23 protein-coding genes are annotated in these 25,051 nt (G+C 64.3%); 10 read left to right on the top strand and 13 right to left on the bottom strand.

Annotated features, from left to right (window positions below; all coding sequences use genetic code 11):
* Positions 1–35 precede the first annotated feature (35 nt).
* From cobJ to NATTI_RS0104210, 10 genes are all read right to left on the bottom strand, one after another.
* A complete protein-coding gene (gene cobJ / locus NATTI_RS0104255; protein ID WP_006089291.1) occupies positions 36–1,073 on the bottom strand; it encodes a precorrin-3B C(17)-methyltransferase in 1,038 nt (345 codons plus the stop codon).
* A gap of 28 nt (positions 1,074–1,101) precedes the next feature.
* On the bottom strand, positions 1,102–1,977 hold the full coding sequence (locus NATTI_RS0104250) for a precorrin-3B C(17)-methyltransferase (protein WP_006089292.1): 876 nt from the start codon (positions 1,975–1,977) through the stop codon (positions 1,102–1,104).
* Complete coding sequence (gene cbiG, locus NATTI_RS0104245; protein WP_006089293.1) at positions 1,974–2,969, bottom strand: cobalt-precorrin 5A hydrolase; 996 nt, start codon at positions 2,967–2,969, stop codon at positions 1,974–1,976. The genes NATTI_RS0104250 and cbiG overlap by 4 nt, the downstream gene beginning before the upstream one ends.
* A gap of 132 nt (positions 2,970–3,101) precedes the next feature.
* Positions 3,102–4,028: a cobalt-precorrin-4/precorrin-4 C(11)-methyltransferase gene (locus NATTI_RS0104240; RefSeq protein WP_006089294.1), complete on the bottom strand. Its 927-nt coding sequence runs from the start codon at positions 4,026–4,028 to the stop codon at positions 3,102–3,104.
* A 2-nt stretch (positions 4,029–4,030) separates the two neighbouring features.
* On the bottom strand, positions 4,031–4,849 hold the full coding sequence (locus NATTI_RS0104235) for a cobalt-factor II C(20)-methyltransferase (RefSeq protein WP_006089295.1): 819 nt from the start codon (positions 4,847–4,849) through the stop codon (positions 4,031–4,033).
* Positions 4,846–5,466, bottom strand: coding sequence for a precorrin-6Y C5,15-methyltransferase (decarboxylating) subunit CbiT (gene cbiT / locus NATTI_RS0104230; RefSeq protein WP_006089296.1), 621 nt, complete (start codon positions 5,464–5,466; stop codon positions 4,846–4,848). The genes NATTI_RS0104235 and cbiT overlap by 4 nt, the downstream gene beginning before the upstream one ends.
* 211 nt (positions 5,467–5,677) lie before the next feature.
* Positions 5,678–6,604, bottom strand: coding sequence for a ferritin family protein (locus NATTI_RS0104225; RefSeq protein ID WP_006089297.1), 927 nt, complete (start codon positions 6,602–6,604; stop codon positions 5,678–5,680).
* Between the two features lie 155 nt (positions 6,605–6,759).
* A complete protein-coding gene (locus NATTI_RS0104220; RefSeq protein WP_006089298.1) occupies positions 6,760–7,542 on the bottom strand; it encodes a 3-oxoacyl-ACP reductase family protein in 783 nt (260 codons plus the stop codon).
* A 102-nt stretch (positions 7,543–7,644) separates the two neighbouring features.
* Entirely contained in the window at positions 7,645–8,565 is a 921-nt protein-coding gene (locus tag NATTI_RS0104215) for a glycosyltransferase (RefSeq protein WP_019991628.1), read from the bottom strand.
* 96 nt (positions 8,566–8,661) lie between these two features.
* Positions 8,662–9,969: a cobyrinic acid a,c-diamide synthase gene (locus NATTI_RS0104210; protein WP_027119052.1), complete on the bottom strand. Its 1,308-nt coding sequence runs from the start codon at positions 9,967–9,969 to the stop codon at positions 8,662–8,664.
* A gap of 108 nt (positions 9,970–10,077) precedes the next feature.
* On the opposite strand from NATTI_RS0104210, the gene NATTI_RS0104205 reads away from it, so the two are divergent.
* The 4 genes from NATTI_RS0104205 to NATTI_RS27285 all read left to right on the top strand — a co-directional run bounded on the left by NATTI_RS0104205 (position 10,078) and on the right by NATTI_RS27285 (position 11,448).
* Positions 10,078–10,632, top strand: a complete 555-nt coding sequence (locus NATTI_RS0104205; RefSeq protein ID WP_006089301.1) for a DUF1802 family protein — start codon at positions 10,078–10,080, stop codon at positions 10,630–10,632.
* 74 nt (positions 10,633–10,706) lie between these two features.
* Positions 10,707–10,883 carry a hypothetical protein gene (locus tag NATTI_RS26410; protein WP_006089302.1) on the top strand — a complete coding sequence of 59 codons (177 nt, stop codon included), beginning with the start codon at positions 10,707–10,709 and terminating at the stop codon, positions 10,881–10,883.
* Positions 10,884–11,073: 190 nt separating this feature from the next.
* Positions 11,074–11,295 carry a DUF7130 family rubredoxin-like protein gene (locus tag NATTI_RS0104195; RefSeq protein ID WP_006089303.1) on the top strand — a complete coding sequence of 74 codons (222 nt, stop codon included), beginning with the start codon at positions 11,074–11,076 and terminating at the stop codon, positions 11,293–11,295.
* Positions 11,296–11,313: 18 nt separating this feature from the next.
* The gene (locus tag NATTI_RS27285; protein WP_019991626.1) at positions 11,314–11,448 is read left to right on the top strand and encodes a hypothetical protein; all 135 of its coding nucleotides are present in this window, start codon (positions 11,314–11,316) and stop codon (positions 11,446–11,448) included.
* A gap of 11 nt (positions 11,449–11,459) precedes the next feature.
* On the opposite strand, the gene NATTI_RS0104185 is transcribed toward NATTI_RS27285, so the two are convergent.
* The 3 genes from NATTI_RS0104185 to cobN all read right to left on the bottom strand — a co-directional run bounded on the left by NATTI_RS0104185 (position 11,460) and on the right by cobN (position 16,975).
* Positions 11,460–12,260, bottom strand: a complete 801-nt coding sequence (locus NATTI_RS0104185; RefSeq protein WP_006089304.1) for a cobalt-precorrin-7 (C(5))-methyltransferase — start codon at positions 12,258–12,260, stop codon at positions 11,460–11,462.
* Positions 12,257–13,012: a precorrin-8X methylmutase gene (locus tag NATTI_RS0104180; protein ID WP_006089305.1), complete on the bottom strand. Its 756-nt coding sequence runs from the start codon at positions 13,010–13,012 to the stop codon at positions 12,257–12,259. The genes NATTI_RS0104185 and NATTI_RS0104180 overlap by 4 nt, the downstream gene beginning before the upstream one ends.
* A 72-nt stretch (positions 13,013–13,084) precedes the next feature.
* On the bottom strand, positions 13,085–16,975 hold the full coding sequence (gene cobN / locus NATTI_RS0104175) for a cobaltochelatase subunit CobN (RefSeq protein WP_006089306.1): 3,891 nt from the start codon (positions 16,973–16,975) through the stop codon (positions 13,085–13,087).
* Between the two features lie 34 nt (positions 16,976–17,009).
* Here cobN and NATTI_RS0104170 point away from each other — a divergent pair, with 34 nt between their 5' ends.
* The 6 genes from NATTI_RS0104170 (at position 17,010) to NATTI_RS0104140 (ending at position 25,042) form a co-directional block, all read left to right on the top strand.
* Positions 17,010–19,256 (top strand): VWA domain-containing protein, encoded by a 2,247-nt coding sequence (locus NATTI_RS0104170; RefSeq protein WP_006089307.1) that lies wholly within the window; start codon positions 17,010–17,012, stop codon positions 19,254–19,256.
* Positions 19,257–19,524: 268 nt separating this feature from the next.
* On the top strand, positions 19,525–21,105 hold the full coding sequence (locus NATTI_RS0104160) for a uracil-xanthine permease family protein (protein ID WP_006089309.1): 1,581 nt from the start codon (positions 19,525–19,527) through the stop codon (positions 21,103–21,105).
* Positions 21,106–21,489: 384 nt separating this feature from the next.
* Positions 21,490–22,317, top strand: a complete 828-nt coding sequence (locus NATTI_RS0104155; RefSeq protein WP_006089310.1) for an alpha/beta fold hydrolase — start codon at positions 21,490–21,492, stop codon at positions 22,315–22,317.
* A gap of 62 nt (positions 22,318–22,379) precedes the next feature.
* A complete protein-coding gene (locus tag NATTI_RS0104150; protein ID WP_006089311.1) occupies positions 22,380–22,730 on the top strand; it encodes a DUF5798 family protein in 351 nt (116 codons plus the stop codon).
* A 73-nt stretch (positions 22,731–22,803) separates the two neighbouring features.
* Positions 22,804–23,784, top strand: coding sequence for a PLP-dependent cysteine synthase family protein (locus tag NATTI_RS0104145; protein ID WP_006089312.1), 981 nt, complete (start codon positions 22,804–22,806; stop codon positions 23,782–23,784).
* A gap of 91 nt (positions 23,785–23,875) precedes the next feature.
* Positions 23,876–25,042, top strand: coding sequence for a hypothetical protein (locus tag NATTI_RS0104140; protein ID WP_006089313.1), 1,167 nt, complete (start codon positions 23,876–23,878; stop codon positions 25,040–25,042).
* Positions 25,043–25,051 lie beyond the last annotated feature (9 nt).

Genomic DNA, 25,051 nt, shown 5'->3' with positions numbered 1-25,051 from the left:
TGTGGGGTAGTGTAGTCGCTGATCGGATCGGTCGCTCAGTAGTCGTACTTCGTCTCGTAGCCACGCGGCGTGACCATCCGGTCGTCCCAGACGTAGGTGTCCTCGGTGCCGACGACGATGGTCGTCGTCATGTCGATAATCTCGCTCTCGCCTAACTCCTCGAGTTCGCTGAGGTCCGTAATCATCACCTGCTCGTCTTCGCGACCCGCGCCGTGGACGATGCCGACCGGCGTGTCGGGATCTCGATGCGTGAGGAGGATCTCACAGCACTTCTGGAAGTTCTCCCGGCGCTTGCGACTCCACGGGTTGTAGATCGTGATCGTGAAGTTCTCGCTGGCGACCGAGTGCAACCGAGACTCGATTTCGGGCATCGGGACGAGATGGTCCGACAGCGATACCGAGACGGTGTCGTTCACCAGCGGCGCGCCGAGACGGGCCGCACAGGACTGTGCTGCCGGGACGCCAGGGATCACATCGAAGTCGACCATCGAGGCCGTCGCGCCCTTGGACTCGAGGATCTCGAGCGCCAGCCCCGCCAGCGCGTAGACGTTCGGGTCGCCGCTGCCGACGATGGCGACGTCGTTGCCCGCCAGCGTACGGTCGATAGATTCCTCGGTTCGTGAGACCTCGCCGCACATCGGCGTGTCGTAGATGTCGTCGGCCTGTTCAGTGATCTCGTCCGGAATCAGTTCGATGTAGGTCGTGTAGCCGACGATGTGGTCGGCCTCGAGCAGCGCCGTCTTCGCGCGCTCGGTCATCCCCTCAGCGTGGCCGGGGCCGAGTCCGACGGCAGTTAGCTGGCCTGAGTCGGCGTCGAAGTCCTCGATCGTCGCGCCGACCTCCTGTTCGTTCGATCCGCTGTCGTCCGAACTCGAGGCGCCACAACTCGAACTGGACGAATCCGAGGAACCGGAACTCGAAGCACCACACTTCGAACTCGAGGAGTCATCGCTCGTCTCGCTCGAGGAGGCACCACAGTTCGAGCCGCTCGAGGTCTCGGCTTCGATGCTGCTCGAGGCACCGCACTTCGATGTCGATTCGTCATCAGCGTCTGCGTTGGTGTCCGTGCTCATGATTGGATGTCGTGTGTTTGTTGATCTCTCAGAAGTCGTCGACGTCACGCCCGCCGCGGGGGGTGACGAGATACGTTCGATCGTCGTTGCGCCAGGTCTCAGTCTCGTGGTTGCCGATGATCAGCGAGGTTCCCATCCCGGAGACCTTGTCGTCGTGGTCGGCGGCCTCGCCGAGCGTGGTGATGCACTCGCTCTCTCCGTTGCGGCCGGCGTCTTCGCGGCCCGCGTCGTTGACGATGGCCACGAGGGCGTCGTCGGTTCGCTCCTCGCGGACAATCTCGACGGCCTGCTCGTAGTTGCGCCAGCAGTTGTAGAGAACGATCACGAAGCCCGAGATGGCCGCTGCGCGAAGTTTCTCCTCGATCTCCTCCCAGCCGCGCCACTTGTCCGACAGCGAGATCGTACAGAAGTCGTTACACAGCGGCGCGCCGACGTTGGCGGAGCCGCCCAGCGCCGCCGTAATGCCGGGGACGATCTCGATCGGCACGTCCGTCGCGTCCTCTTCTTCGGCCATCTTGAAGATGAGGTCGGATTTGCCGTAGACCGAGGGGTCGCCGCCCGAGACGTGGGCGACGTCTTTCCCCTCGCGGACGTAGTCGAACGCCGCGCGGGCGAGTTCGATCTGGCGTCCCATCGACGAGCGCACGATCTCCTGTTCGAAGCCGCCCTCGCGGGTAACGAATCCGTCGTCGTCGACGGCGTCCTTCTGCGGCAGGGTTCCGTCGTCTCTTAGGAACTCCTGATAGAGACTCGAGGCGATGACGACCTCCGAGGACTCGATGACGCGTTTGGCCTTCGCAGTCATGTGATCTGGCAGACCGGGGCCGATGCCGACGACGTAGAGCGTGCCGTGGTCGTCGGGGGTCCCGCCGTCAGTATCGGCAGCCGACTCTTCGGTGCTCATCGGCCAATCGCCACCGTAACCTCGTTCTCGTAGCCGATCTTCTCGAGCACCAGTTCCTGTTCGGCACCGCCGGCGATCGCGCTCGCCTCCGAGACGCCGGGCCAGCCGATCAGTTCTTTGGACTTCGAGGGCGTCGGCCCCTCGTGCTCGAGGAGCGTCTCCTTGTCGAAGGCGACCACGCCGAGATCGAGTTCCTGGGCGGCCTCGAGTAAGCCTTCCTCGTCCTCCTTCCGGGTTGCAGTCCCAACGAATTCGACGTCCGAGAGGTCGTGGGAGGTCTGGTCAAGCGCTTCCTCCCACGCGGCGATGAACGACTCCCTGCTCGCGCCGGAGACGCTACCGGTGCCGATGACGATCCCGTCGTTCTTGTTTCGCTTCAGGACGGTTACGTCGTCGCCGACGAGGACGGCTTTCGGGCCCTCGAGTCGCGCCACGGGTCCCAGGTTGTCGTCGAGGACGGCGAGGTTCGTCTTCACCGTCGAATCGCCGTTGACGACGTGGGTGTCCATCGCCTTCGCGCGGGACTCGACGCCCTGCTTGCCTGCGGCCTCGCTCGCGGTGGTCATCGCCGGAATCGCGCCCATCGTCGCCAGATCCTGTGCGACCTGATTCGCGCCGTGGTGGCCGCCCGTGATCGGGATGGCCCACGTCAGTTCCTCGTCGACGACACAGATTGCGGGATCGTCCCACTTGTCGTCGAGCAGGTGGGCCGTCTTGCGCATCGCGATACCGGAGGCCATCAGCCCGATAAAGCAGTCGTACTCGCCCCAGTGCTCCTCGAAGACGTCGCCGTGGTACTCGATGATGTCGATTGTCTCGTATCGGTCACCGATCTCCGCTTTGATCTCCTCGGCCGTGTCCATCTTCCGCCTGAAAGAGATGATTGCGATCTCTTCGGCGACTTCTCCGTCCGAGTCGGCCGTCGAACAGTGGCCGCCGGAATCCGTACTCGAGTCGTCTGTGTCGTCTGTATTCTCAGTTCCTGAACTCATTGTGAAACCTCCATCGTACCGAAATCGTCCTGTTCACGTCCTATCGACCGGTTCAGACCACCGCTCGGGTGGGACTGAAAGGGGCTGGCGCGCCAGGGGCTTTCGGTTTGTTCGCGGTAGCAGCGGCGAATCTCAGTCATCGCTCGCCTCCGGTTCGCCTGTTGATTCCGATGAAGACGATCCCCGATTCGCCCAGTCACCGTAGAGGAACGACCGCTCGTAACCGGCCCCCGTCACGGCGTCGCCAATGACGACCATCGCGGAGGCGCGGTAGCCGGCCTCCTCGACCTTGTCTGCAATCGTCCCGACCGTTCCGATGATGACGTCCTCGTCCGGCCAGGAGGCGTGGTAGATCACGCCGACCGGCGTCTCGGGGTCGTGGCCGTCCTCGAGCAGCCGATCCATCGTATCCCGAACCGCGTGGGTGCCAAGGTAGATACAGCTCGTCACGTCGCCCATGCCGACGAACTCGGAGATGTGATCTTCCTCCTCGGTCAGGGTCTTGCCCTGCGGCCGAGTGAACGCGACATGATTCGAGACCTCGTTGAGCGTCAGTTGCGTTCTGAGGGTCGCACTGGCCGCGAAGGCCGACGTGACGCCCGGAACGAAGTACGTCGGAACGCCCTCGTGTTCCAAGGCGTCCATCTGCTCGAGTGCGGCCCCGTAGATCGCCGGATCGCCGCTGTGGAGTCGCACCACGTTCTCGCCGTCCTCGTAGGCGTCCCGCATCAGCGGGATCAGTTCCTCGAGGTCTTTGCCAACCGAATTAACCAACTCGGCGTGGGCGCAGTACTCCTCGAGCAGTTCGCTGTTGACCAGCGAGCCAGCGTGAACGACGAGGTCGGCCTCCTCGAGCAGTTCCTTGCCCGCAACGGTCAGCAGTCGCGGGTTGCCGGGGCCAGCGCCGACGAAGGGAATCCCTTCCTGTTCGTCGCCGGCGTTGTGGTCGAAAATTCGGTCGTCCAGTTCCTCGCGGCGAAGTGCCCCCTGAGCGTCGATCGCTTCCTGTGGGTCGCCGCCGCTTGCATCAGGATCGTCGTTCGTATTTGTCTCCGTCATGTTCAGTGGCCTCCGCAGTCGCCGTGCGCACAGCCTTCCGCCATCTCTTCGACCACGACTTCTCCACCGTCTGCAACCGGCTCGCCGCTCGAGGACGAGTCCGCCTCGCTCGAGGCGTCCTCAGTTCCGTCGCCCTCCTGCTGGAACGCTGCCGTCGCCTGCTCGACCTCGAGGTCCGCCTTCACGGCGTACGCCAGCGTGTAGTAGTCGCGCTCGTCGATCTCTGCGGGGTCTTCCGTCACCAGCGTCTCGCCCTGTTCCATGAACAGCCGGCGGCCGTAGGTCACTTCGTAGCCGGCTTCGACGAGCCCCTCGTGGGTCGCCGGCGCGTCGGTGACCTTAAACAGGATCATCCGGTCGGGGCCGGTCGGGCTGTGGCCGTTCGCGGCCTCGCGCAGCGAGAGCCCCGCGCCGGCTTCGATCTCGACGCCCATCGCGGTCGCGAACGCGGTCACGGCGCTCACGCCGGGGACGATCTCGAGTTCCACGTCGGGATGAAACGCGTCGATCGTCCGGCGCAGGTGGCCGAAGGTCGAGTAGACGTTCGGATCGCCCAGCGTGACGAAGGCAACGTCGCCCTCGCGTGCATTCGGCGCGATTTCGGCGGCGGCTTCCTTCCACGCCGACCGAAGCTTCTCCTCGTCTTTTGTCATCGGGAAATCGAGGTCCCCGATCTTCGACTCGTCGACGTGCTCAAGCGCCACGGAGCGGGAGAGGCGGCCGGGCGAGTAGACCACGTCCGCGTTCTCGAGAACCTCCTTCCCGCGAACGGTCACGAGGTCGGCCTCGCCGGGACCGAGTCCGACGCCGAAGAGCGTCATTGTCCCTCACCCCGAGTACCGCCACTGCCGTCGGCGACGTTCTCGCCATCGCTGTCTGCATCCGACTCCGGTGTCGCGCTTCCGACCAGCATGTAGACCGGGTTGTCCGAGTTGAAACTCGTCGCCCCGGCGAGTTCGTAGCCGTGGCTCACCTGAAACTGAACGACCTCCGCTAAGATATCCCGCTCCCGGAAGGCTTCCGTCGCCTTGCCCGCGACCTCGAGTCGCGAGACGTTCATCACGATCCGGTCGATTTGGGTCTCGACGGCGTGGTCGAGGACGGCCTCGAAGTTCCGGCTTCCGCCCAGAAAGAGCGCGTCGGCGTCGTCTGGCAGTCCCGCTGGCGCTTCCTCGTTCCGTAGTTCGATGTCGGCCCGTACCGACTCCGCGTTCGCCGCGAGATTCTTCTCGGTCGTCTCGAGTCGTTCCGGTTTCCGCTCGAGAGCGGTCACCCGTCCGGCTCGCTGTGCGGCTTCGATCGTGATGGCTCCCGTACAGGAGCCAACCTCCGCGAAGTGGTCGTCGTCCTCGAGTGCGAGCTTCGAGTGGACGACGGCGCGGACCTCCGGCTTGGTCGGTCCGGCCTTCGCATCGTGTGGAAGCGCGATGGGTGGCATCACCCTGTGGCAACAGAGTCCGTGCCTAAAACAATTTTGTTTGGAGTAGACCAACCAGGGTTGCTAACATTTTCTTGTGCTAGTCCAATACTAATTGGTCAATAGCTCCTGCTGGGAGCGATAGAACCAACCGAGGAGTCACACACAGCAATCGCTACCGGAGCGAAGGGGGTTCGTTCACAGCGAAGGGCCGTATTCGCGAGCCGAGGGCTTACTCTGCAGCGCGCTGTGCCTGTACCGTCTGCCGAATATCGCTGTACTCGTCGAATCGGTCGGCGCCGATGTAGTCGATGGTGTCCTGCAGGTACTGCATCGTTTGTTTCCCAATTCGTTTCTGGTCGTAGCCCTCGAACGGCATTTCCATCTGGGTATCGGTAAGCAGTCGGTTCTCGACGTACTCCTCGATTCGTGGCTCGTAGACGTCCTGGACGATGTCGGGTTCTGCCTCAGCGAGCTGTTTCATCACCCAACGGCCGTTCTCGATGTGGCGGGTTTCGTCCTGTCGGACCTTCCCGATAGCCGTCTGGAACGACTCGAGGACAACGTCTCGCCCCATCTCTTCGGCCTTGAGTTCGATCATCTGGTCGAAACTCAGGTAGCCGCCGCGGGCGAGTTGGGCCTCAATAATTCCCATGTAGTTTAGGTACGCCTCGCCGAGCGTGTACACCAGTTCCTGCTGGTCGCCGCCGTTGATCGCGGCGAGCAACTCGTCGGCGGTGTCGTACAGATTGTCCGTACTGTACCCCTGCTCCTGATAGCCGCCTTCGCGGTAGGGTTCGGTATCTTGCGTACCGAACACTTCCTCGAAGTACCGACTGAACAGGTCGGTGTGCTTGGCTTCCTCGTAGACCTGCTGGGCGAGGTAGATCTCCTCCTGGACGGTGTCGAACGGCATCTCTTCGTTGTCGAGTGCGTCGAGGGCCATCATATAAGGTGCGAGCGTCCGCGTCACGTCCTCCTCGCCGTCGTAAAATCCCGCACACGACGCCAAAAACCGATTCTGCTCTGCGTCGGTAAACTGCTCCCAGTCGTCCTTGTCGGCCGCAAAGTCGTAGTCGTCCGGGTCCCAGGTCCCCTCCTGCTTCCCCTTTCGATACAATTGGTACGACTTCTCACGGTTACTGTACTCGATTGGCATACGGTTGCTAGATCACGTCCCTCGAAATGAAAGTTCGTGATAAAAACAGTATTCCGGTTTAGGTTCGTTTATTGTGACTACCTCGCCTCGGCGGTGCGTTCGAGCGCGAACATCTGTCGACCAGTTCAACAAACAGCGAGACGGCTCTCCCGTCACTACCACTCCATCCCGCCGTTGATGCCGATCACCTGCCCCGTCATGTACTCCGCGTAGTCGCTGGTGAGGAACCGAATCATGCCGACGATATCCTCTGTCTGGGCGAAGCGATTCAGCGGGATATCCTCCCGAATCTTGTCCTGAACCCGTTCAGGAACCTTCTCGAGCATATCCGTTTGCGTAAAGCCGGGCGCGACGCAGTTCGCCGTCGAGTTGTGCGCGGCGAGTTCTAGTGCCAGCGTCCGGGTGAACGCGAACAGGCCACCCTTCGATGTCGCGTAGTTCGCCTGCCCGTAGTTGCCCTGTTGGCCGACGACGCTCGAGATATTGATGAGGCGGCCGTTGTCGGACTGTCTGATATCGTCGAAGAACGCTTTCGTGCAGTTGAACGTCCCGTTTAGGTTGACGTCGATGACCGTCTGCCAGTCCTCGTGGGTCATGTCTTCGAACTTTCGGTCGACGGTGATCCCGGCGTTGTTGACGAGCACATCGATCCCGCCCAGTTCGTCGCGGACCGTCTCGGCCATCGCTTCGACCTCCGCCGGCTCGGAGATATCAGCCTGTACGGGAACGGCCGTCTCGTCGTTCGCTTCGATGGTCTCCGTCACTTCGCGGGCTTTCTCTTCCGCTGACCGATAGTTCACCGCCACGTCGGCACCGCAGCGGGCGAGTTCGAACGCGATATCGCGGCCGATACCGCGCGAGGAGCCCGTGACGAGGCAGGTTCGGTCGGACAGCGGGCGCTGCTCTAGCGGCTCGAGTCGCTGGACTGATTCGGACATACGGTCGGGACTACATCGGCATTGGTGTTAACTATTTGACTACTAGTTAGAATCGATGAATGCCACGCCGAGCGTCAGTTCGTACTTAGTAGCCGGCCGTCCTCACTCGGACTCGACCATCACGTCGAATTTGCTACGCCAGCGATAGCGTCGACCGCCCCAGACGAACGTTCGACGGCTGAGGCCGTAGATCAGGAGGGGAATGGACGCCAGCAACACCGCGTACGTCAGGACGAATGTCCACCGGCGAATACCGAACGCGGCGTAGACGGCTCCCATCGAGAGCGTTGCCAGCACCAGTGCGGGGAGTGGAAACAGGAGACACCCGACGGTGAGCAGTGCGCCGGCAACTGCCTGCGTCGCGGTACCAAACGGTACACAGTGGCGGACGATCTGTACGAATCTGGCGACGTTCTCGAGCGATTCGCGGATCGACCCGCCGATATCGACGCGACGCGTCCGCCTGACGGCAGTGACGTCCGCGTATTCCGCGAGGAGACCGTCGTCGCTCACCGTCCGCCGGAGGTCGTCGAGAAAGGCTGCCTCGTCGATGTCGCGGCGTTCGAACACGACGGAGCCGGCCCACGGAATCGCCGTGAAACGGACCCCTAGCGTGGCGTTGAGCACGAATACCGGTTCGAGTAGGACGGCCAGCGGATCGCAGCCGACGAAAAGTGGGAGCTCCGTCGTCGGGCCGTACCGGTCGTAGTCGGCACGGAGGGTCTCGAGCCACTCCGGCGGGTGGTGGAAGTCGTCATCGGTCCAGACGATTCGATCGTGTTCGGCGGCGTCCATGCCGGCGGCGATCGCGTTGGCCTTGCCGGAACAGCGTTCGGGTTCGCCCGCGATCACCAGTTTAGCGTTGTCCGGATAGTTCTCGATACGGTTGGCGACTGCCTCGAGTTTGGCGTCGCAAACTACGAGCAACTCGTCTCTCGGCCGAAGCTGTTCGACGATCTCCGAGCACGCCTCGGTCCAGCCGGTAGTGGGGAGAATAACGCTCGTCGGCGTGGCAGCCGGCATGCCGGTTTCTTGTCGCTAGACCGTAATAAATCCGGGTCGCTCCACCGTCACGAAACCGCGAAACGACCGTGATATCGACGCGGGATAGATAGCAAACTACCCGTCGAACGCCTCGAGGAACCGATCGAACGCCCCGCTTTCGGCGTGGACGTGGACGTACGTCCCCAGTGACTCGTACTCCGTCAGCCCGTCGTGGTCGCCGTCGATGCCGTCCCCGCGAACCGTCTCGAACGCGAAGCGGGCGTCGCCGTCGACGTCGGCGCTCGAGTAGTGGAACTCGTGGCCCCGAATCGTCTCGCCGGCGTTTGCAGTCAACGTTCCCTCGGTCGCCTCGAGTTCGACGTGATCCAGCGCCTGGTAGCGGTCGTGCATCGTGACATCCGCCGGGAGGATGCCGGCCATCTCGTGGCGGTCGCCTTCGGCCGTCGTCAACGACTGGCTCATGGCCATCAGGCCGCCGCACTCGCCGAGGACCGGCAGTCCCTCGCTGGCCCGCCGGCCGAGTTCCGAGAGGGTGTCCGTCGACTCGAGTTCCGCGGCGTGGAGTTCGGGGTAGCCGCCGGGCAGATAGACCCCGTCGCAGTCAGGAACGGGATCGCCCGCGACGGGCGAGAACGTGACCAGTTCGGCTCGCTCGCGGAATCGCTCGAGCGTCGCGGGATACCGAAAGCAGAAGGCGGCGTCGTCGGCGACGGCAATCGTCGTATCGACCGGTTCGCAGGCCCGGACGGGTTCGTCGGGTGCGGGCGGTTCGCTCGCCACTGCTGCCAGACGCTCGGCCTCGAGTGACTCCGCAGCCTCCCGTAGCGCCTCCCTCGGCAGCGCAGCTTCCTTGCCCATCTCGAGACCGAGGTGTCGATCCGGGATCTCGAGGTCGGGATTCGGCGGGATTCGACCGAAGAACTCGAGGTCATCCGGGAGCGCGTCGCGGATGCCCTGCTCGTGGCGACCGCCGTGGGCACGCTGGGCGACGATCCCGGCGACCTTGATATCGCGACCGATCGTCTCCGCGTACTGCTGGAAGCCGAGCGCCGTCGCCGCGACGCTCTCCATGCCCGCTTTCGCGTCGACGACGAGCACGACGGGCACGTCGAGCGCTTCGGCGACCATCGCGGTGCTCGAGCCGTCGCCGTCGTAGAGCCCCATCACACCTTCGACGACACAGATATCGCCCTCGCCGCGCTGGTAGTTGCGTCGGAGGCCGTCCTCGCCACAGAGCCACAGATCGAGGGTGCGGGAGGGGCGGCCCGCGATCGCCTCGTGGTGACTAGGGTCGATGAAGTCCGGCCCCGCCTTGGCGGGCTGGACCGAGTAGCCCGCGTCCTCGAGCGCCTGGATAATCGACAGCGTCGCGACCGTCTTCCCGACGCCGGAACTGACGCCACCGAGGACGAATCCGTTCATCATTGTAGTTGCGTTCGCACAACTGAACTTGAATCCATCGGTGGGCATGGCGATCTCGAGTAACCGAAACCGAATTGGGACTCGTCCGCGTTCGATCGAGCGAGACCAATGAGCGAAGCCAAAGCGGCGGCGATTCCAGCACTGAAAGAGCGCGCTGGCGTGGTCAACGCCTTACTCGAGGGCACTCAAACGGTCCTCGTTCGCCATCCCACGCTCGATTCGGGAACGATAAACGAGGCGTTCGCTCTCTACCCGGCCTACACCCACCAGGAGCCGGACCGGTACCAGCCCCAGTACGAGTACTACTACCACCGGGCCAGTGCCAAGCCGGACGCTGGCGTGCCGATCCGAGCGGTGGCTGACGTCCGCGAGGAGTACACCGTCTCGAGCGACACCCTCGAGGCGCTCGCTCGCCACTACGTCTACACCCCTGACGGACTGCGCGACAAGTACGATCCGGATGACAACCTGCGGGTACTGTTGCTCCGTGTGCACGAACTCGAGTCGCCACAACGTATCGAGGAACGCGGCAGCTATCGCGGCTGTCGAGCCTGGATCGAACTCGAGGACGAGGTAGCCGTCGACCGCGAGTCAGCGACGCCCGTCCTCGGCGACGCGACGTTCGCCGAGCGGCGAGCGGCGGTTCGGGACACCCTCGACTGAGTACGTGGCCAGTCGCGAATGGGGCTCCCGGCGACGAACTTAACCGACGCAATCCGTTACGCCCTCCCCCCACCATGACCGACGATACCGACCCTGAGACTGAACGACACCTCCGTGAGGCGCTTCGTCACCTCGGCAAGGCACTGGATGGCGACCTCCGGAAGACGAACGCCATCGCGCTCGAGGAAGTCTCGAACACCGTGTCGACGGTGTTGCGAGAATACGAGAGCGACGAGTATAGTACCAATTGAAAGTCAATGCACACCTGATCGCACAGTAGTCGTGCGATCAGTGTGTAAATAGTTTCAATTGGTAGTATCGATCCCAGCCGTCGCCCCTGACTACTGCGAGATCATTTCTCGACGTATCGGCCCCGAGTACAGATCAGTCCGCCTGCCATTGGTTTGTTTTAACATACCACAGGACGTAGTGGCGACCGTAATGAGTCCCGATAACGACCAGTCGCCGACCGTTAGCGAACTGCGCAACAAGGAGGAGACCGAAATTCCCATCGGCGAGTCACTGGACCCAGAGAGCCGAGCGCACGTTATGTGGCGCTGCGGTGAATGCGGCGAGATGGGTCAACTTGAGGACGAGTTACCGGCCGAATGCCCCGAATGCGGGGCCCAGAGAGAGGAACTATTCTACTGGGAAGAGGACTGAGAGCCCCCGAGCGCCGACATGATCGGCGTGATCTACGTCGCGCTCTTCGGCCAGGAGTTCGAGGATGCGTGGGGAGAACGTGCCTCGAGTCCTCGGCGTTCGCGACGGAGCGAAGAATCGAAGTTCGGAACGATGTCGCAGGACAAAGGGTGAATTTCGTGTGCCTAGACGGGCTGTCTGACCGCCAATACGACCAGATCCGAAAACGACGTCTCGTCTTTGCCACACCCGCCAGCGTGTTCGGACAACTCCGCCAGCGTGAACCGGTGAATTTCTTCGTCGTCGTGAGTCAGCTTCTCGAGCACTAGTGCCTCGAGGTCCGGCTCCGCACCTTCCTCGAGCAGGAACTGGGCGAGATCGCCGGGCATCCGATCGTACGGACGTGGTAACACGAGCAGGTGTCTGTCGTCGACTGCGCGAGCCATGCGTTCCATATCGCTCTCGAGGTCGCCGCTCTTGTGGAGCGTGACGAACTCGGTATCCTCCATCGGCGTCCGGGCGCGACTCGCGGCCATCTGGAGCGAGGAGATGCCGGGGATCACGCGGACCGCTCGCGGCTTGGTCCCTCGAGCGCTCGCCTCTCGCTCGACCGCATCTTGTACTTTCCCGACGAACTGGTAGCCCGAGTGGTTCGGATCGCCCATCGCGACCGCCGTCCCGGACTCGCCGGCTGCGACGCGCTCGCCGAATTTCTCGAGCGCCTCGGCTTCGTCCTTATAGCCACAGGTCAGCAGATCGGCGTCGGTCAGGTCGTCGACGAACTCGACGACGGTCGTAAAGCCGACGACGACGTCGGCCTCTTCGATCGCCCGCCGCCCTCGAGGAGTCAGGAACTCTTGATTCCCGGGACCGACACCGACAGCGTAGACCGGGCTGTCGGTCTCTTCGTCAATGTCTGGTTCCGCCGCTGCGGCGGCGAACGTCGCGGGATCCGGCCCCGCCTCGAGGTCGTACTCGCCGCTCATTCGTCCCCTCGAGTGGCGCGTTCGGCTCGAGCCTCCGCCGTTAGCTCCAGTTCGAACTCGTCGGTCCGGACGCCCTTCGCGACGTGGATCAACTCGTTCGTCAGTGCGGCCGCGAGTCCGCTGCCGCCGCGGCGGCCGACGTTGGTGATCGCCGGTACGTCGTACTCCTCGCTGACCTCGCGAATGCGCTGGCGACTCTCTTCGGCCTTCACGAAGCCGACTGGCGTCGCGACAATGGCCGCGGGTCGGGTCCCGTTCTCGATGCAGTCCGCGAGGGCGAAGGCGGCCGTCGGCGCGTTGCCGATCGTCGCGATCGCCCCGTCGTAGACGCCCTGTTTGTCCAACTCGAGCACCGAGGCGGCGGTCCGGGTCATCCCCGTTTCTTTCGCTAGTTCAGCGCCGTTGCCGATCGCCTTGCGCTTCTCGCAGTTGTGGCCGCGCCCGGTGATCCCGGCTTTGGACATCGTGATGTCGGTGACGATGGTCGCCTCCTCGAGAACCGCTCGAGCGCCGGCCCGGACAGGGGCATCCTCGTCGTCGCCGAGGTCGTCGCTGCCCGTGAACTCGATCAGGTGCTGGAACTCGATATCGCCCATCGAGTGGACGGACTTCTGTCGAATTCGGTCCGCGAGCGTCTCGTCGGGCACGAACTGTCGGACGATGTCCATACTCGTCTCGGCAATATCCATCGCGTTCTGCGTCGTTGCACCTAGATCGGCGTACTCCTTCTCGAACTCCTGGCTATCGCTCATTAAGTATCACTCTCTGTTCCTCTGGTATCGGTGGTCGCCCGAACACCTTCATCAGTCGTCGACATCGCGTCGTCAGTCATCGTTCGCTACCCCCACAGCCTCGTTAGTCGTTCTGGCCTCGAGGTCGCCCTCGACCTCGAGATTCAGATCCCGAAGCCGGTCGACCGTCTCGTCGTCGGCGTCCCAGAGGTCGCGTTCGACGGCCTCAAGGAGGGTGTCCGTGATGGACTCGAGGGCCCACGGGTTCACGTCGCGCATCCACTCCTGGCGATCCTCGTCGAAGGCGAACTTCTCGGCGACGTCTTCCCAGAGCGTATCCGAGATAACGCCGGTGGTCGCGTCCCATCCGAGGGTTACGTCGACGGTCGTCGAGAGGTCGCCCGCGCCCTTGTAGCCGTGCTCTTCCATGGACTCGAGCCAGTCGGGGTTCAGCACCCGGGCGCGCATCGCCTTGCGGACCTTCTCCTCGTTCGTGTAGACATCCACGTTGTCGGGATCGGAGGAGTCGCCGACGTAGGAGGCAGGCTCCTCGCCCGAGATTTCGGACACCGCGGAGATGAAGCCGCCGTGGAACGCGTACCAGTCCGAGGAGTCGAACTCGTCCTGTTCCATCGTGTCCTCGATCTTGACGGTGGCGTCCACACTGGAAAGTCGCCGTTCGAAGGCGTCGTGGGCGTCCGAAACCCGCCCTCTCGATCCCATCGCGTAGCCGCCCCACTGGACGTAGACGTTGGCGAGGTCGGAGCGGTCGTCCCAGTTGCCCTCGTCGACGGCCTTGTTCGTCCCGGCACCGTAGCCGCCGGGTTTGGTGGTGAAAACGCGGTGTAAGGCCGCTTTTCGAGCGTCGGACTCCTCGAGACCGTCTTCCTCCTGCAGTTGCTCGACCTCCTCCTCGACGTGCTTTTTGACGTAGTTCATCTCGAGCGGTTCGTCGAGATCGACCACGGCATCGACGGCGTCGTGGATGACCCCCGCTGCGGCGGGGAACGCATCCCGGAACAGCCCGGAGACGCGGGTGGTCACGTCGACGCGTGGGCGGTCGAGGTCCTCGAGCGGGATCGGCTCGACATGGTCGATTCGACCGGCGTCGGTCCACTTCGGTTCGACGCCCATCATCGCGAGCACCTGCGCGATGGTCTCGCCGCGGGTGCGCACGGTTGGAGTCCCCCAGGCGACGACGCCAATCTCTTCGGGGTACTCGTCGTGTTCGGCGTGATGGCGCTCGAGGACACCTTCCGCGACCTCGCTTCCGACCTCCCAGGCTGCCTTCGCGGGCACCTTTCGGGGGTCGAGCGTGTAGAAGTTCCGCGCCGTGGGGAGCAAGTCGACACCGCCGCGGGTCGGCGCGCCGGAGCCGCCCGGCGGCACGTACTCGCCCGAGAGCGCGTCGACGGTCCGGGGAATCTCGTCTTCGGCTCCCTGCACGCGGGGCTGGGCCTCCTCGCAGATGTACGCCAGCGCCTTCCGCAGGTTGTCGTGGGCGCGTGACTTTGCACGACCGTCGCCGATCGTCTCGAGGTCGACGATCAGGAGGTTGATATTGACCTCGTTCTCGGGTCCGCCCTCGAGTTCGGACTCAGGCACGTCGAAGTCGTGTTCCGCGAGCGTCTCGATCAGGTCGACGCTGGTCTCGTAGACTTCGTCCGCGGCTTCGGCGTAGGTCATGCCGAGGTCCTCATCGTGCTCGCCGGGCGAGTTGAGCATCTTGTCGTAGTCGACCCCCAGCGCGCCGGCCACGCTCTCGCGCAGGCTCGGCGCGCCGGGATTCTCGAGGCGCGTCAGCGCGACGAGATACTCCACGAGGCGCTCGTCGGCCGGCGGTTCGGACATCGTGTGAAGCCCCAGCCGAATCTGGGTCGTTTTGACGTCCGTCAGGTACTCGTGGATGCGTTCGACGAGGTCGTCGATTGCGAGGTCCTCACCCTCGACTTCGCCCTCTGCCAAGGTCGAACCTGCCTCGTCCGGACCGCGAACGTCGGCCTTCTCGTCGACCGTGCCTTTGATACCCAACTCGACGGCGAGATCCAGTTCCTCGACTTTCTCACGCATGAGGTCCTCGAGGTGTTGGCCGTCGTCGGCGCGGGCGTCTTCCATCCCGGCCTCGCGGTACTGGTTCGCGAGTTCCTCGAGTTCGGACAACTCGTCGTAGGTGCCCGCGTTTCGCATTACGGGCGTCAGATAATCGACGATGGCGGCGTAGGACCGGCGTTTGGCCTGCGTCCCTTCACCGGGATTATTCACGATGTACGGGTAGACGTTCGGGATGTCGTCGATCAGCTGGTCCGGCGCGCTCTCGCCGTTGAGCCCGACGGTCTTGCCGGGGAGCCACTCGAGGCTGCCGTGGGTGCCCAGATGGACGACTCCGTCGGCCTCGAATGTATTCTTGAGCCAGCCATAGAAGGCGTAGTAGTCGTGTGGGGGCTGCAGGTCGGAGTCGTGGTAGACCTTCGAGGGATCCATTCCGAACCCGCGCGGGGGTTGGACGGTGACGAGAACGTTGCCGAACTCGACGCCCGGAATCGCGAACGGCCGGTCGGGAACTTCGCCCCATTCCTCGACGATATTCTCTTGGAATCGCTCGTCGGCCTCCGCGAACCAGTCCGCGTAGGTGTCGGAGGAGACGACATCTACCGACAGATCACGCACGTCTTCCGGGGCGACCCAGCGGTCCTCGAGAGTTAACTGCGAGGTAAGCTTCTCGACGAGTGTCTGCCCGTCCTGGGGCATTTTTCCGCTCAGATCGTACCCTCGAGCCTCGAGTTCCTCGAGCAGATTGACGGTCGACTCCGGCGAGTCGAGCCCGAACGCGGTCCCGATCCCGTCGTCGCTCGGCGGGTAGTTGTGCAGGACGACAGCGACCCGCTTCTCCTCGTTCGGGGTGTGTCGAAGCTCGGCCCAGTTGACCGCGAGCCGCGTCGCGTGATCGACGCGATCCTCGATCGGATAGTGGTGTTTCGGCGCGCTGCCGATGCCGGCCTCGTCGTCGGTGCGCTCCTTGCCCGAGATCGGGTGGGTGATGACGTTGCCGTCGAACTCGGGGAGGGCGACCGAGAGCGCGAGTTCGAACCCCATCACGCCCGTATCGCTGGATTCGTACCGCGACCGGGATCGCATTGTGGTGATCGTCTGGAGCACGGGCACCCCGAGTCGGTCGAGGAAGACGTCCTCGGCGCTCGAGCCCTCGTCACTGGCGCTGCGGCCGCGTTCGTCCATGGAGAGGGAGAACATGAACGAGGAGAGGACGGCATCGACGACGGGCTGACCTGCACCGTCCAAGAGCCAGTTGTCCGTGACCCACTCGGCGTCTTCCTGTTCTTCCGTATCGGTCGCCGGATTACAGAAGATCGGCAGGGCGTTTGCGCCCTGCTTCTCGAGCGCCCGAACCTGTGTATCCACGTATCGCGTATTCTCGTGGGTCCAGTGGGACTCGTAGAACCAGACCGCGACCGTCGGCTTCTCGGGATCGTGAGTCTCAAGCAGTTCCTCGTACTCGACACCGGGATAGTCGGGGTGGTAGACGCCCTCCGTGGGGAGTTCGGCGGGCTCGTCGTACTCGATATCGCGATCCTCGTACTCGGCAGTCAGAAATCGGCAGCAGTTCTCGACGTTGATCGTGCCGCCCTTCTCCAGATAGTCGTAGACGAGGTCGCGATGACCCTCCGAGACCGTCGTATCCTCGAACGCGAAGGCGTCGCCGGTCGCCTTGACGATCAACGGGACGCCCGCCGCCTCGAGCGCGCCCGTCGCGTAGTCGTAGCCCGGCATGCTGTCTTCGGCGCCGTGCAGCCAGAAGATGGCCGCGGCGGCGTCGGTCAATTCCTCGACGAACTCCTCGATGTCAGGCTCGTCCTCGAGGTCGCTCTCCGAGCGTACGACCAGCTCGATCCCCTCGAGGCGCTCGGCGGCCTGGCCGATCGAGCCGAGTTCGTTCTCCGTCGCGGTGTAGATCCCGATCCGTGTCATCGTACTTTTAAACCTCTATTGTATTAGCTCAACTATGGTTGCAGACGCTGGGGGCAAAAAGCTGTCGTCACTCCCCTTTCCGGCGATCGTCGGGCAGGACGAGTTAAAGCGCGTGTTGCTCGCCGTCGCGGCCAACGACGGCCTCGACGGGGCCCTGGTCGTCGGCGAGAAAGGCACCGCGAAGTCGACCGCCGTCCGGGGACTCGTCGACCTCCTCCCCGACCAGCGAGCCGTCGCGGACTGTCCGTACGGCTGTTCTCCCACCGACTCGACACAGCAGTGCGAGGAGTGCCGTGAACGCGACCCCGACGAACTGCCAGTCGAGACTCGGTCCGTTCCACTCGTCACCCTCCCACTGGGAGCGACTCGAGACCGCGTCGTCGGGACCCTCTCGGTCGAAGACGCCCTCGCCGGTGCGGCCGACTTCGATCCGGGGCTGCTCGCTCGCGCCCACCGGGGCATTCTCTACGTCGACGAGGTCAACCTGCTCGACGACCACCTCGTCGATGTCATCCTCGACTCGGCCGCAAGCGGCGTCAACACCGTCGAGCGCGACGGAATCAGCGTCTCTCACCCTGCCGAATTCACCCTGATCGGGACCATGAACCCCGAAGAGGGCGACCTCAGGCCGCAGTTACGGGATCGGTTCGCCCTTCAGGCCACCGTCGAGGGCTGTCGCGAGGTCGACGACCGCGTCGAGATCATCGATCGAGCGCTCGAGTCCAACGGTTCAGGCACTGAAAACGGAGCCGACGAGTCGGATCCCTGGACCGCCTACGCCGACGAGACGGCAGCTTTGCGGGAGGGTCTCCTCGCGGCCCGCGAGCGGCTCTCGAGCGTCGCCCTCCCCACCGATTTCAAAGAAGAGATCGCCCACCTTTGCCTCGAGGCCGGCGTCGATGGCCATCGCGGCGACGTGGCGACGGCTCGGACCGCGATGACCATCGCCGCCCTCGAGGGCCGGACGACTGTCATCGAGCCGGACGTGCACGAGGCCGCGCGCTACGCCCTTCCGCACCGACTCCGGAGCACGCCGTTCGAGGACGAACCGGATTTGGAGGATATACTCGAGGACCGGTTCGAGGAGGACGCACCCGAAGATCGTGAGGACGGCGACGCGGGTGAGTCGGACGAGAACGAGGCTGACGACGGAGAAGAGGAGGGTGGGTCGGGAAACGAGTCCGGCGGCGATGGACGTGAGGTCCGTGGCGAGTCCGACTCGGAGGATGGTGACGACGGGACCGACGACTCGGACGGGGATACCGACCCGGAGACCGACGACTCCGGATCCGAACGCCAATTCGACGACGGCACCGAGCCAGCAGGGGGTACTCCCGAACCCTCCCACGCTGACTCCGGCACGGATAGCGAGGCAAACGACTCGAGCGAACGGGATTCGGACGATGACGACGGCGGAAACGGTGACGGTGATGAGGAGGACGAAGCTCGGCCCCTCGTCCCCGGCCAGCGACGCGGCGAGGTTGCCGACGTCGGCGAGGCGCGAGCACCCGACCTCGACTCGCCGAACGTCGAGAGCCAACGGGCGACGGGGAACGGTGGCGCTCGAGCGAGCACCACACCCAGTGTCGACAACCGCGGCGCGCGCGTTCGAACCGAACCGGCGTCGGGAGACGGCCCCATCGACGCGGCGGCGTCGGTTCGATCCGCCGCCGCTCGAGGGGACTCGAAGATCGAAAAACGGGACCTCCGCCAGTCGGTCCGCGCCGGCGAAACGTCGGTGACGATCGTCTTCGCCGTCGACGCCAGCGCTTCGATGCGACCCGCGATGCGCACCGCGAAGGGGGTCGTCCTCGAGCTCCTGCGGGACAGCTACGAACACCGCGACCAGGTCGCCTTCGTCGCCTTTGCGGGCGAGGATGCCGACGTCCTCCTGCCGCCGACCGACAGCGTCTCGCTGGCCGCGCGGCACTTGAAGGAGTTACCGTCGGGCGATCGGACACCGCTCCCGGCGGGGCTCGAGACCTCGAGACGGGTGCTCGAGCGAGCGGAGACGGACGCTTCAGTCGTCGTCTGTGTGACGGACGGCCGGGCGAACGTGGCTGACGGCAGTCCGACCGAGGCCACGCGTCGGGCTGCGCGGGGACTTGCGGCCGACGACGCGACCGTTATCGTCGTGGACGCCGGTGACGACTCCCGTGCCGGACTTTCGAAACTGGTCGCAGCCGAAGCCGACGGCGAACTGGTCGACCTCTCGTCGCTGTCGGCCGAGACGGTTCGCGCTGCGGCCGATCGGGCAGCGGCGGACGACTCCCCCAACTAAGTAGGCACATCGCACAGGTCGCGGCCCGATAATCGTGTTTCGTGAACAGCAGCGAGCGACACGACTGTCCGTTGTGTCTGGCCGACGCCGGAGCCGAACTCGAGCGACGCGTATTCGACGGTCGGGTTGAACGGCGCCTCGAGTGCGACAACTGCGGACACCTCTGGCGGCACATTCGGTGAGCGTCCGCCGATCCCGGTTCTGTCGGAGCGTCGCGCCCGACGGATCAACATCCATTTGACCCCGGTCGCTCGTTATCCGACGAGACATGACTGAAACGGGGGACGAATCGGCAGACGGAAGTGCTGACGCTGGCGGTGATCCAGACGATCGCGACGTCAGTGACGATATCGAGTACGGCATCGACGACCGGCCGCCAGTCGGCGAATCGGCGGTGCTGGGGATCCAACACTACCTGACGATGGTCGGGGCGAACATCGCGGTGCCGTTGATTCTGGCTAGCGCGATGGGGATGCCCGCCGACGTGACGGCGCAGTTCGTCGGCACCTTTTTCATCGTTTCGGGGATCGCGACGCTGGCCCAGACGACGTTCGGAAACCGGTATCCGATCGTCCAGGGTGCGCCGTTCTCGATGCTCGCGCCTGCACTCGCCATCGTCGCCGTCGTCACCGCAGGCGGCGTCGGAACGGGGGACGACTGGCAGGCGGCCTTACTACAACTACAGGGAGCGATCATCGTTGCCGCGGCGGTTCAGGTCGCGATGGGATACTTCGGTCTCGTCGGGAAACTCCGACGGTTCCTCTCGCCCGTCGTCATCGCGCCGACGATCGCGCTGATCGGGCTGGCGTTGTTCGACGCGCCCCAGATCACGACGCCGGATCAGAGCTGGCTGCTGCTCGGACTGACGCTCGGACTGATCTTGCTGTTCTCACAGTATCTCGACATCAAACACAAGGCGTTTCGGCTGTATCCGGTGATTCTGGCGATCGGGATCGCCTGGTTCGTCGCCGCCGGGCTCTCGGTCGCCGATGTCTTCGGCGGGGAGCACCCCGGATACGTTCCGCTGGGTGAGGTCACAGACACGACGTTCATCCTGCCGATTTACCCGTTCCAGTGGGGGATCCCCGAATTCACGACCGCCTTTATTATCGGGATGTTCGCGGGCGTGCTCGCCTCGATCGTCGAGAGCATCGGCGACTACTACGCCGTGGCCAACCTGACCGGTGCCGCGGCACCCAGCGAGAAACGGATCAATCACGGGATCGGGATGGAGGGACTGATGAACGTCTTCTCCGGCGTGATGGGCACCGGCGGATCGACCTCCTACTCCGAGAACATCGGCGCGATCGGTCTAACCGGCGTCGCCTCCCGCTACGTCGTCCAGATCGGCGCGGTTATCATGCTAATATTCGGCTTCATCGGCTACTTCGGCCAACTCATCGCGACGATTCCGGATCCCATCGTCGGCGGGCTGTTCATCGCCATGTTCGCCCAGATCGTCGCCGTCGGTATCGGGAACCTCAAACACGTCGATTTGGACTCCTCGAGAAACCTCTTCGTCGTCGGTTTCGCCCTCTTCATCGGGCTGGCGATGCCCGCCTACATGGGCAACTTCGAGTCCACCCTCGCGTTCCGCGACGCGGTCGGTCTCGAGGCCGCACTCGCCGGCTATCCGGCTCCGCTCGAGACCGCTGCTGAGGCCGTCGTCGACACCGTGTTCATCATCGGTTCGACGGGGATGGCCGTCGGCGGACTCGCGGCCCTCGTTCTCGACAACACGATTCCGGGCACCCGCGAGGAGCGCGGTCTCGCTCAATGGGAGCGGATCACCGAGGACGAGTCCGAGTTCGAGAGCGTCTGGGACCGGTGGGTCGGCTCCGATCGGTAGGACTGACGTTTCTCGAGTATCGCTCGTCTTCGGCACCACACGTCGCTTCGGACCGACCGAGCCACGTGCGGTGGCGCACGCTGGCGGCGTGCCCGACTATAGCGAGGGTGCGTCGCCAACATCGTGCGAGGTCTTCGCGAGTAACACGAGCGAACGGCTCGGAAGACGCAAAGCGTCTTCCGTTGGATGAGTGAGCACACGAAGGGTGTGAACGAATCGGCTGGGGAGGACGTGGCGATCATCGTTGCCAGGATCGCAGGACGCTCGGCTGTACGGAAGTCGATCCGAACAGGACGATCCGTCGATTCGAAGCGCGACGACCGATCGCTGTTCGCACGTCCTGCAACCCGTTCCTCTTTACCTGTGCCGACCTATCACGTACTAATGGCAGAACTCGCTCTCGAGGACGGCACGCTCTGGTACGAAACGCGCGGCGACGGCCAGCCGCTGGTCTTCATTCACGGCGGCTGGATGAACGGACAGGCCTGGAAGCCACAGGTCGACCGTTTCGCGGACGAGTACCAAGCGATCACGATGGACGTCCGCGGTCACGGTCAGACGGGCGCGACCGAACCCAACCGGTACTCGATCGAACTCTTCGCCGACGACCTCGAGGCGCTCCTCTCGGAACTCGATCTCGAGAACCCAATCCTCTGTGGCCTCTCGCTAGGCTCGATGGTCGTCCAGGAGTACATGGATCGCCACCCCGACCGCGCGGCGAGCGCGGTCCTCGGCGGGGCGGTGCGATCGATGCCGCCGATGGATCTACCGCCGATGATGAAACCCCTCATGTCGCCGCTGCCGGCGCTGTCGACCTCGCTGTCGATGACCGGCCCGCAGACGACGTTCCGTTCGATGCTGTACTCAATTCAGGCGACGACCGGCGAGCGCTGGCTGTCGGTGAATCCCGAGGTTCGGGAGACGGCGATGGACGCCGTCGACGACATCTCCCGCAGCGAGTTCCGGAAGGTATTCGGCGCGCTCTATCGGTACGAGGCCTCCGACCTCTCGCACGTCGAGACGCCGACGCTCGTCGTCCACGGCGAACAGGAGGCCCCGCTGGTCAAGCAACAGGGCGCACAACTCGTCTCGGAAGTCGCGACCGGCGAGCACCTGGAGCTCTCGGAATCGGGCCACCTCGTCAATCAGGACCGACCCGAAGCGTTCAACGCCGCGAGCGCGGCGTTCCTCGAGAACGGGAGCGCGGCGTAACCGGCAGCGAACGCGACCGACGGAGGAAAAGGCCCATTAGTTACCCAACACATCGGATAGACATGGGACTTGGAAGCACTGCAAAGAAGATCCAGGGGCTGTCGGACCGCGCCGAAGCGATGTACAAGCAGGTACAGGAGCTCCAACAGCGCATCATCGGCCTCGAGGAAGAGGTCGACGACACTCACGACACGGTCAAGAGCATCGACCATCAGCTAACCGAACAGCGCGCCCTCTTGCTCGCACTGGCCGAAGAGCAGGGAATCGACGGCGAACAGATCCTTGCCGAGGCAGCCATCGACGAGGCCGAAGCCGTGGCCGATGGTGACGACGAGGACGGCGACGACGCAGGGTCTGCCGACGGTGACGCGGACGCCAGCGACACCGAAGCGCCCGATGCGACCGCCGAGTAGGCCGTTCGGTACCGACTACCGCGTCCCGGCCGATGAGTAAAACCTAACAGCAGGGGCAACTTTTGCCAGCACGATGACGACCCACGAGCAGCCGGTGGACTCGGTCCTCGAGACGATCGGTCGGACGCCACTCGTCGCCCTTCAGGACGGTCCCGAGGACGTCCAGTGTTACGCGAAACTCGAGTCGTTCAACCCCGGCGCGAGCGTGAAAGACCGGATCGGCCGCTACATGATCCGGAAGATGCTCGAGCGCGGTGACGTGAACGAAGGCGGAACGATCGTCGAGCCGACCGCGGGGAACACCGGGATCGGGCTCGCGATCTCCGCGAAACAGTTGGGGCTCGACGCGATCTTCGTCGTGCCCGAGCGCTTCAGTCTGGAGAAACAGCAGCTCATGGCCGCGCTGGACGCCGAAATCATCAACACGCCCACGGACGCGGGGATGGGCGGAGCGATCGAGCGCGCACACGAACTGGCGGCCGAACTCGACGACGCCGTCGTCCCCCAGCAGTTCTCGAACCCGCTCAACACGGAGGCCCACTATGCGACGACCGGCCCCGAGATCTACGAGGCGCTCGAGGGCGAGGTCGGAGCCGTCGTCGCCGGCTGTGGCACCGCGGGGACGCTCATGGGCATCGCGCGATACGCACGCGAGCGGGACCCGAACACCTACGTCGCGGCCGTCGAACCTGAGGGGTCACTGTACGGCGAGTTCCTCGACGAAGACCGCGAAGAAGGCGAGTACAAGACCGAGGGCATCGGCACGCATAACATCGAGACCAACGAGTTGTTCGAGCCGGACCTCGTCGACGCCGTCCACGCCGTCCCCGACCGCGAGGCCCACGCGGAACTCGAACGGCTGGCTCGCGAGGAAGGCCACCTCGTCGCCTCGAGCGCCGGGGCCGCGAGCGTCGCGACGAAACGGGTCGCCCGCGGCATTTCCGAGGGAGAGATCGACGCGCCCCACGAGACGGTCGTGACGGTGTTTCCGGACTCGAGCGAGCGCTACCTCTCGAAGGGGATCTACCGATCGTTCGAGGAGTGGGAGGGCTAACTCGAGTCGTGCGGCAGTCGTCCGTCCCTGTCCGAGACGCTGCTGGCTCGGTGACCAGTACATTGATCATGCACTATTGACAGGTGAGCGTATGGACCAGCCGCTTTTCGCTCTCCCCGCCGAACGAGAGCTCTCCCCCGCCGTGCGGACGAAGTACGAGGGATACGCCGCACAGGGTGGCCTGCTCGGCGCGTTCACCTACGCCGCCGTCGTCCTCGAGACCGATGACGACGAGCTCGCCGCGACGTTGGCCTCGATCCCGACAACCCTCTTCGTCACGAGCAGTCTCCACGACGATGCGATCGACGAGGCCGACTGCTGGGCGGCGGATCGAAAACGTCGACTGAACCAACACGTCACGCTCGGCGATCTTGCCTTTACCAGCGCTCTCGAGGCCGCGAACTCGCTCCCCGCCGAGGTCGATCTGTCGCCCGTCCTGAAGACGGTCCGGCAGATCGGGCGGGGACAACTCGGAAAAGAGGCGCTCGAGCCGTCCACGGCGACGCTCGAAGATACCATCGCTCGCGTCGACGAACGCGGCGGCGTCTGGGCCGACCTCGCGGTCTCGCTGATCGGCGCGGTCGACGGCTACTCGGACGAGCAACTCGAGGGACTTCGGACGGTCACGAGAGACGCCATGTTCGTTCTCACAGTCGTCGATGACGTCGAGGACCTCCCAGAGGACGTCGCCAACGGCGTAGCAAACGTCCCGATCGCGCTCTACGACGGCGATCTCTCCGCATCCGACTCGACCGCGGCGGCCGTCGAGTCGTTTCTCGCGTCCGACGCACCCCGGCGACTCGAGGTGTTACTCGCCGATCGACGAGTCGCCCTCGAGACCGGCGTTCGCGACCTCCTGGAAACCGTCGATCGACCGAACGAGGCGATTCTCGACGCGGTGTCTCGCGCACTGACATGGTACTGCGAGTCGGCGTGTTCGATTCCGGTTGCACAGTCCGTGCCGCTGGCTCGGCAACGCGAGATCCGCACGCAGGTGGCCGATGACGAGCGGACGAGACGACGTGCCGCTGAGACGGTCGTCGCCGACCTCCCGTTCGGCGCAGTCGCCGATTCCGAGACTGCGGCTGCCGTCGACCCTGAGATGCTGGCCGACGCCGTCGCCGATCTGCCGGCCGACCCACTCGCGGACGTGCTCGTCGCGCTCACCCACGTCGCGACGGTCGCCGACGGCGTCATGAGCACGTCGCTCGAGGAGGCGCTCTCGACGCTCGAGCGACGTGCGACGAGGACGGCCTGACATCGCTGG

This window comes from Natronorubrum tibetense GA33 (assembly GCF_000383975.1).
GTDB lineage: Archaea > Halobacteriota > Halobacteria > Halobacteriales > Natrialbaceae > Natronorubrum > Natronorubrum tibetense.
The sequence above is the reverse complement of the archived record's forward strand: the minus strand, read 5'-3'. Positions and strand labels throughout refer to the sequence as shown.

What these genes read in the sequence shown, in the direction of transcription:
- cobJ (WP_006089291.1), bottom strand. Translation starts at nt 1,073, where the DNA reads ATGAGCACGGACACCAACGCAGACGCTGATGACGAATCGACATCGAAG.
- NATTI_RS0104250 (WP_006089292.1), bottom strand. Translation starts at nt 1,977, where the DNA reads ATGAGCACCGAAGAGTCGGCTGCCGATACTGACGGCGGGACCCCCGAC.
- cbiG (WP_006089293.1), bottom strand. Translation starts at nt 2,969, where the DNA reads ATGAGTTCAGGAACTGAGAATACAGACGACACAGACGACTCGAGTACG.
- NATTI_RS0104240 (WP_006089294.1), bottom strand. Translation starts at nt 4,028, where the DNA reads ATGACGGAGACAAATACGAACGACGATCCTGATGCAAGCGGCGGCGAC.
- NATTI_RS0104235 (WP_006089295.1), bottom strand. Translation starts at nt 4,849, where the DNA reads ATGACGCTCTTCGGCGTCGGACTCGGTCCCGGCGAGGCCGACCTCGTG.
- cbiT (WP_006089296.1), bottom strand. Translation starts at nt 5,466, where the DNA reads ATGCCACCCATCGCGCTTCCACACGATGCGAAGGCCGGACCGACCAAG.
- NATTI_RS0104225 (WP_006089297.1), bottom strand. Translation starts at nt 6,604, where the DNA reads ATGCCAATCGAGTACAGTAACCGTGAGAAGTCGTACCAATTGTATCGA.
- NATTI_RS0104220 (WP_006089298.1), bottom strand. Translation starts at nt 7,542, where the DNA reads ATGTCCGAATCAGTCCAGCGACTCGAGCCGCTAGAGCAGCGCCCGCTG.
- NATTI_RS0104215 (WP_019991628.1), bottom strand. Translation starts at nt 8,565, where the DNA reads ATGCCGGCTGCCACGCCGACGAGCGTTATTCTCCCCACTACCGGCTGG.
- NATTI_RS0104210 (WP_027119052.1), bottom strand. Translation starts at nt 9,969, where the DNA reads ATGAACGGATTCGTCCTCGGTGGCGTCAGTTCCGGCGTCGGGAAGACG.
- NATTI_RS0104205 (WP_006089301.1), top strand. Translation starts at nt 10,078, where the DNA reads ATGAGCGAAGCCAAAGCGGCGGCGATTCCAGCACTGAAAGAGCGCGCT.
- NATTI_RS26410 (WP_006089302.1), top strand. Translation starts at nt 10,707, where the DNA reads ATGACCGACGATACCGACCCTGAGACTGAACGACACCTCCGTGAGGCG.
- NATTI_RS0104195 (WP_006089303.1), top strand. Translation starts at nt 11,074, where the DNA reads ATGAGTCCCGATAACGACCAGTCGCCGACCGTTAGCGAACTGCGCAAC.
- NATTI_RS27285 (WP_019991626.1), top strand. Translation starts at nt 11,314, where the DNA reads ATGATCGGCGTGATCTACGTCGCGCTCTTCGGCCAGGAGTTCGAGGAT.
- NATTI_RS0104185 (WP_006089304.1), bottom strand. Translation starts at nt 12,260, where the DNA reads ATGAGCGGCGAGTACGACCTCGAGGCGGGGCCGGATCCCGCGACGTTC.
- NATTI_RS0104180 (WP_006089305.1), bottom strand. Translation starts at nt 13,012, where the DNA reads ATGAGCGATAGCCAGGAGTTCGAGAAGGAGTACGCCGATCTAGGTGCA.
- cobN (WP_006089306.1), bottom strand. Translation starts at nt 16,975, where the DNA reads ATGACACGGATCGGGATCTACACCGCGACGGAGAACGAACTCGGCTCG.
- NATTI_RS0104170 (WP_006089307.1), top strand. Translation starts at nt 17,010, where the DNA reads ATGGTTGCAGACGCTGGGGGCAAAAAGCTGTCGTCACTCCCCTTTCCG.
- NATTI_RS0104160 (WP_006089309.1), top strand. Translation starts at nt 19,525, where the DNA reads ATGACTGAAACGGGGGACGAATCGGCAGACGGAAGTGCTGACGCTGGC.
- NATTI_RS0104155 (WP_006089310.1), top strand. Translation starts at nt 21,490, where the DNA reads ATGGCAGAACTCGCTCTCGAGGACGGCACGCTCTGGTACGAAACGCGC.
- NATTI_RS0104150 (WP_006089311.1), top strand. Translation starts at nt 22,380, where the DNA reads ATGGGACTTGGAAGCACTGCAAAGAAGATCCAGGGGCTGTCGGACCGC.
- NATTI_RS0104145 (WP_006089312.1), top strand. Translation starts at nt 22,804, where the DNA reads ATGACGACCCACGAGCAGCCGGTGGACTCGGTCCTCGAGACGATCGGT.
- NATTI_RS0104140 (WP_006089313.1), top strand. Translation starts at nt 23,876, where the DNA reads ATGGACCAGCCGCTTTTCGCTCTCCCCGCCGAACGAGAGCTCTCCCCC.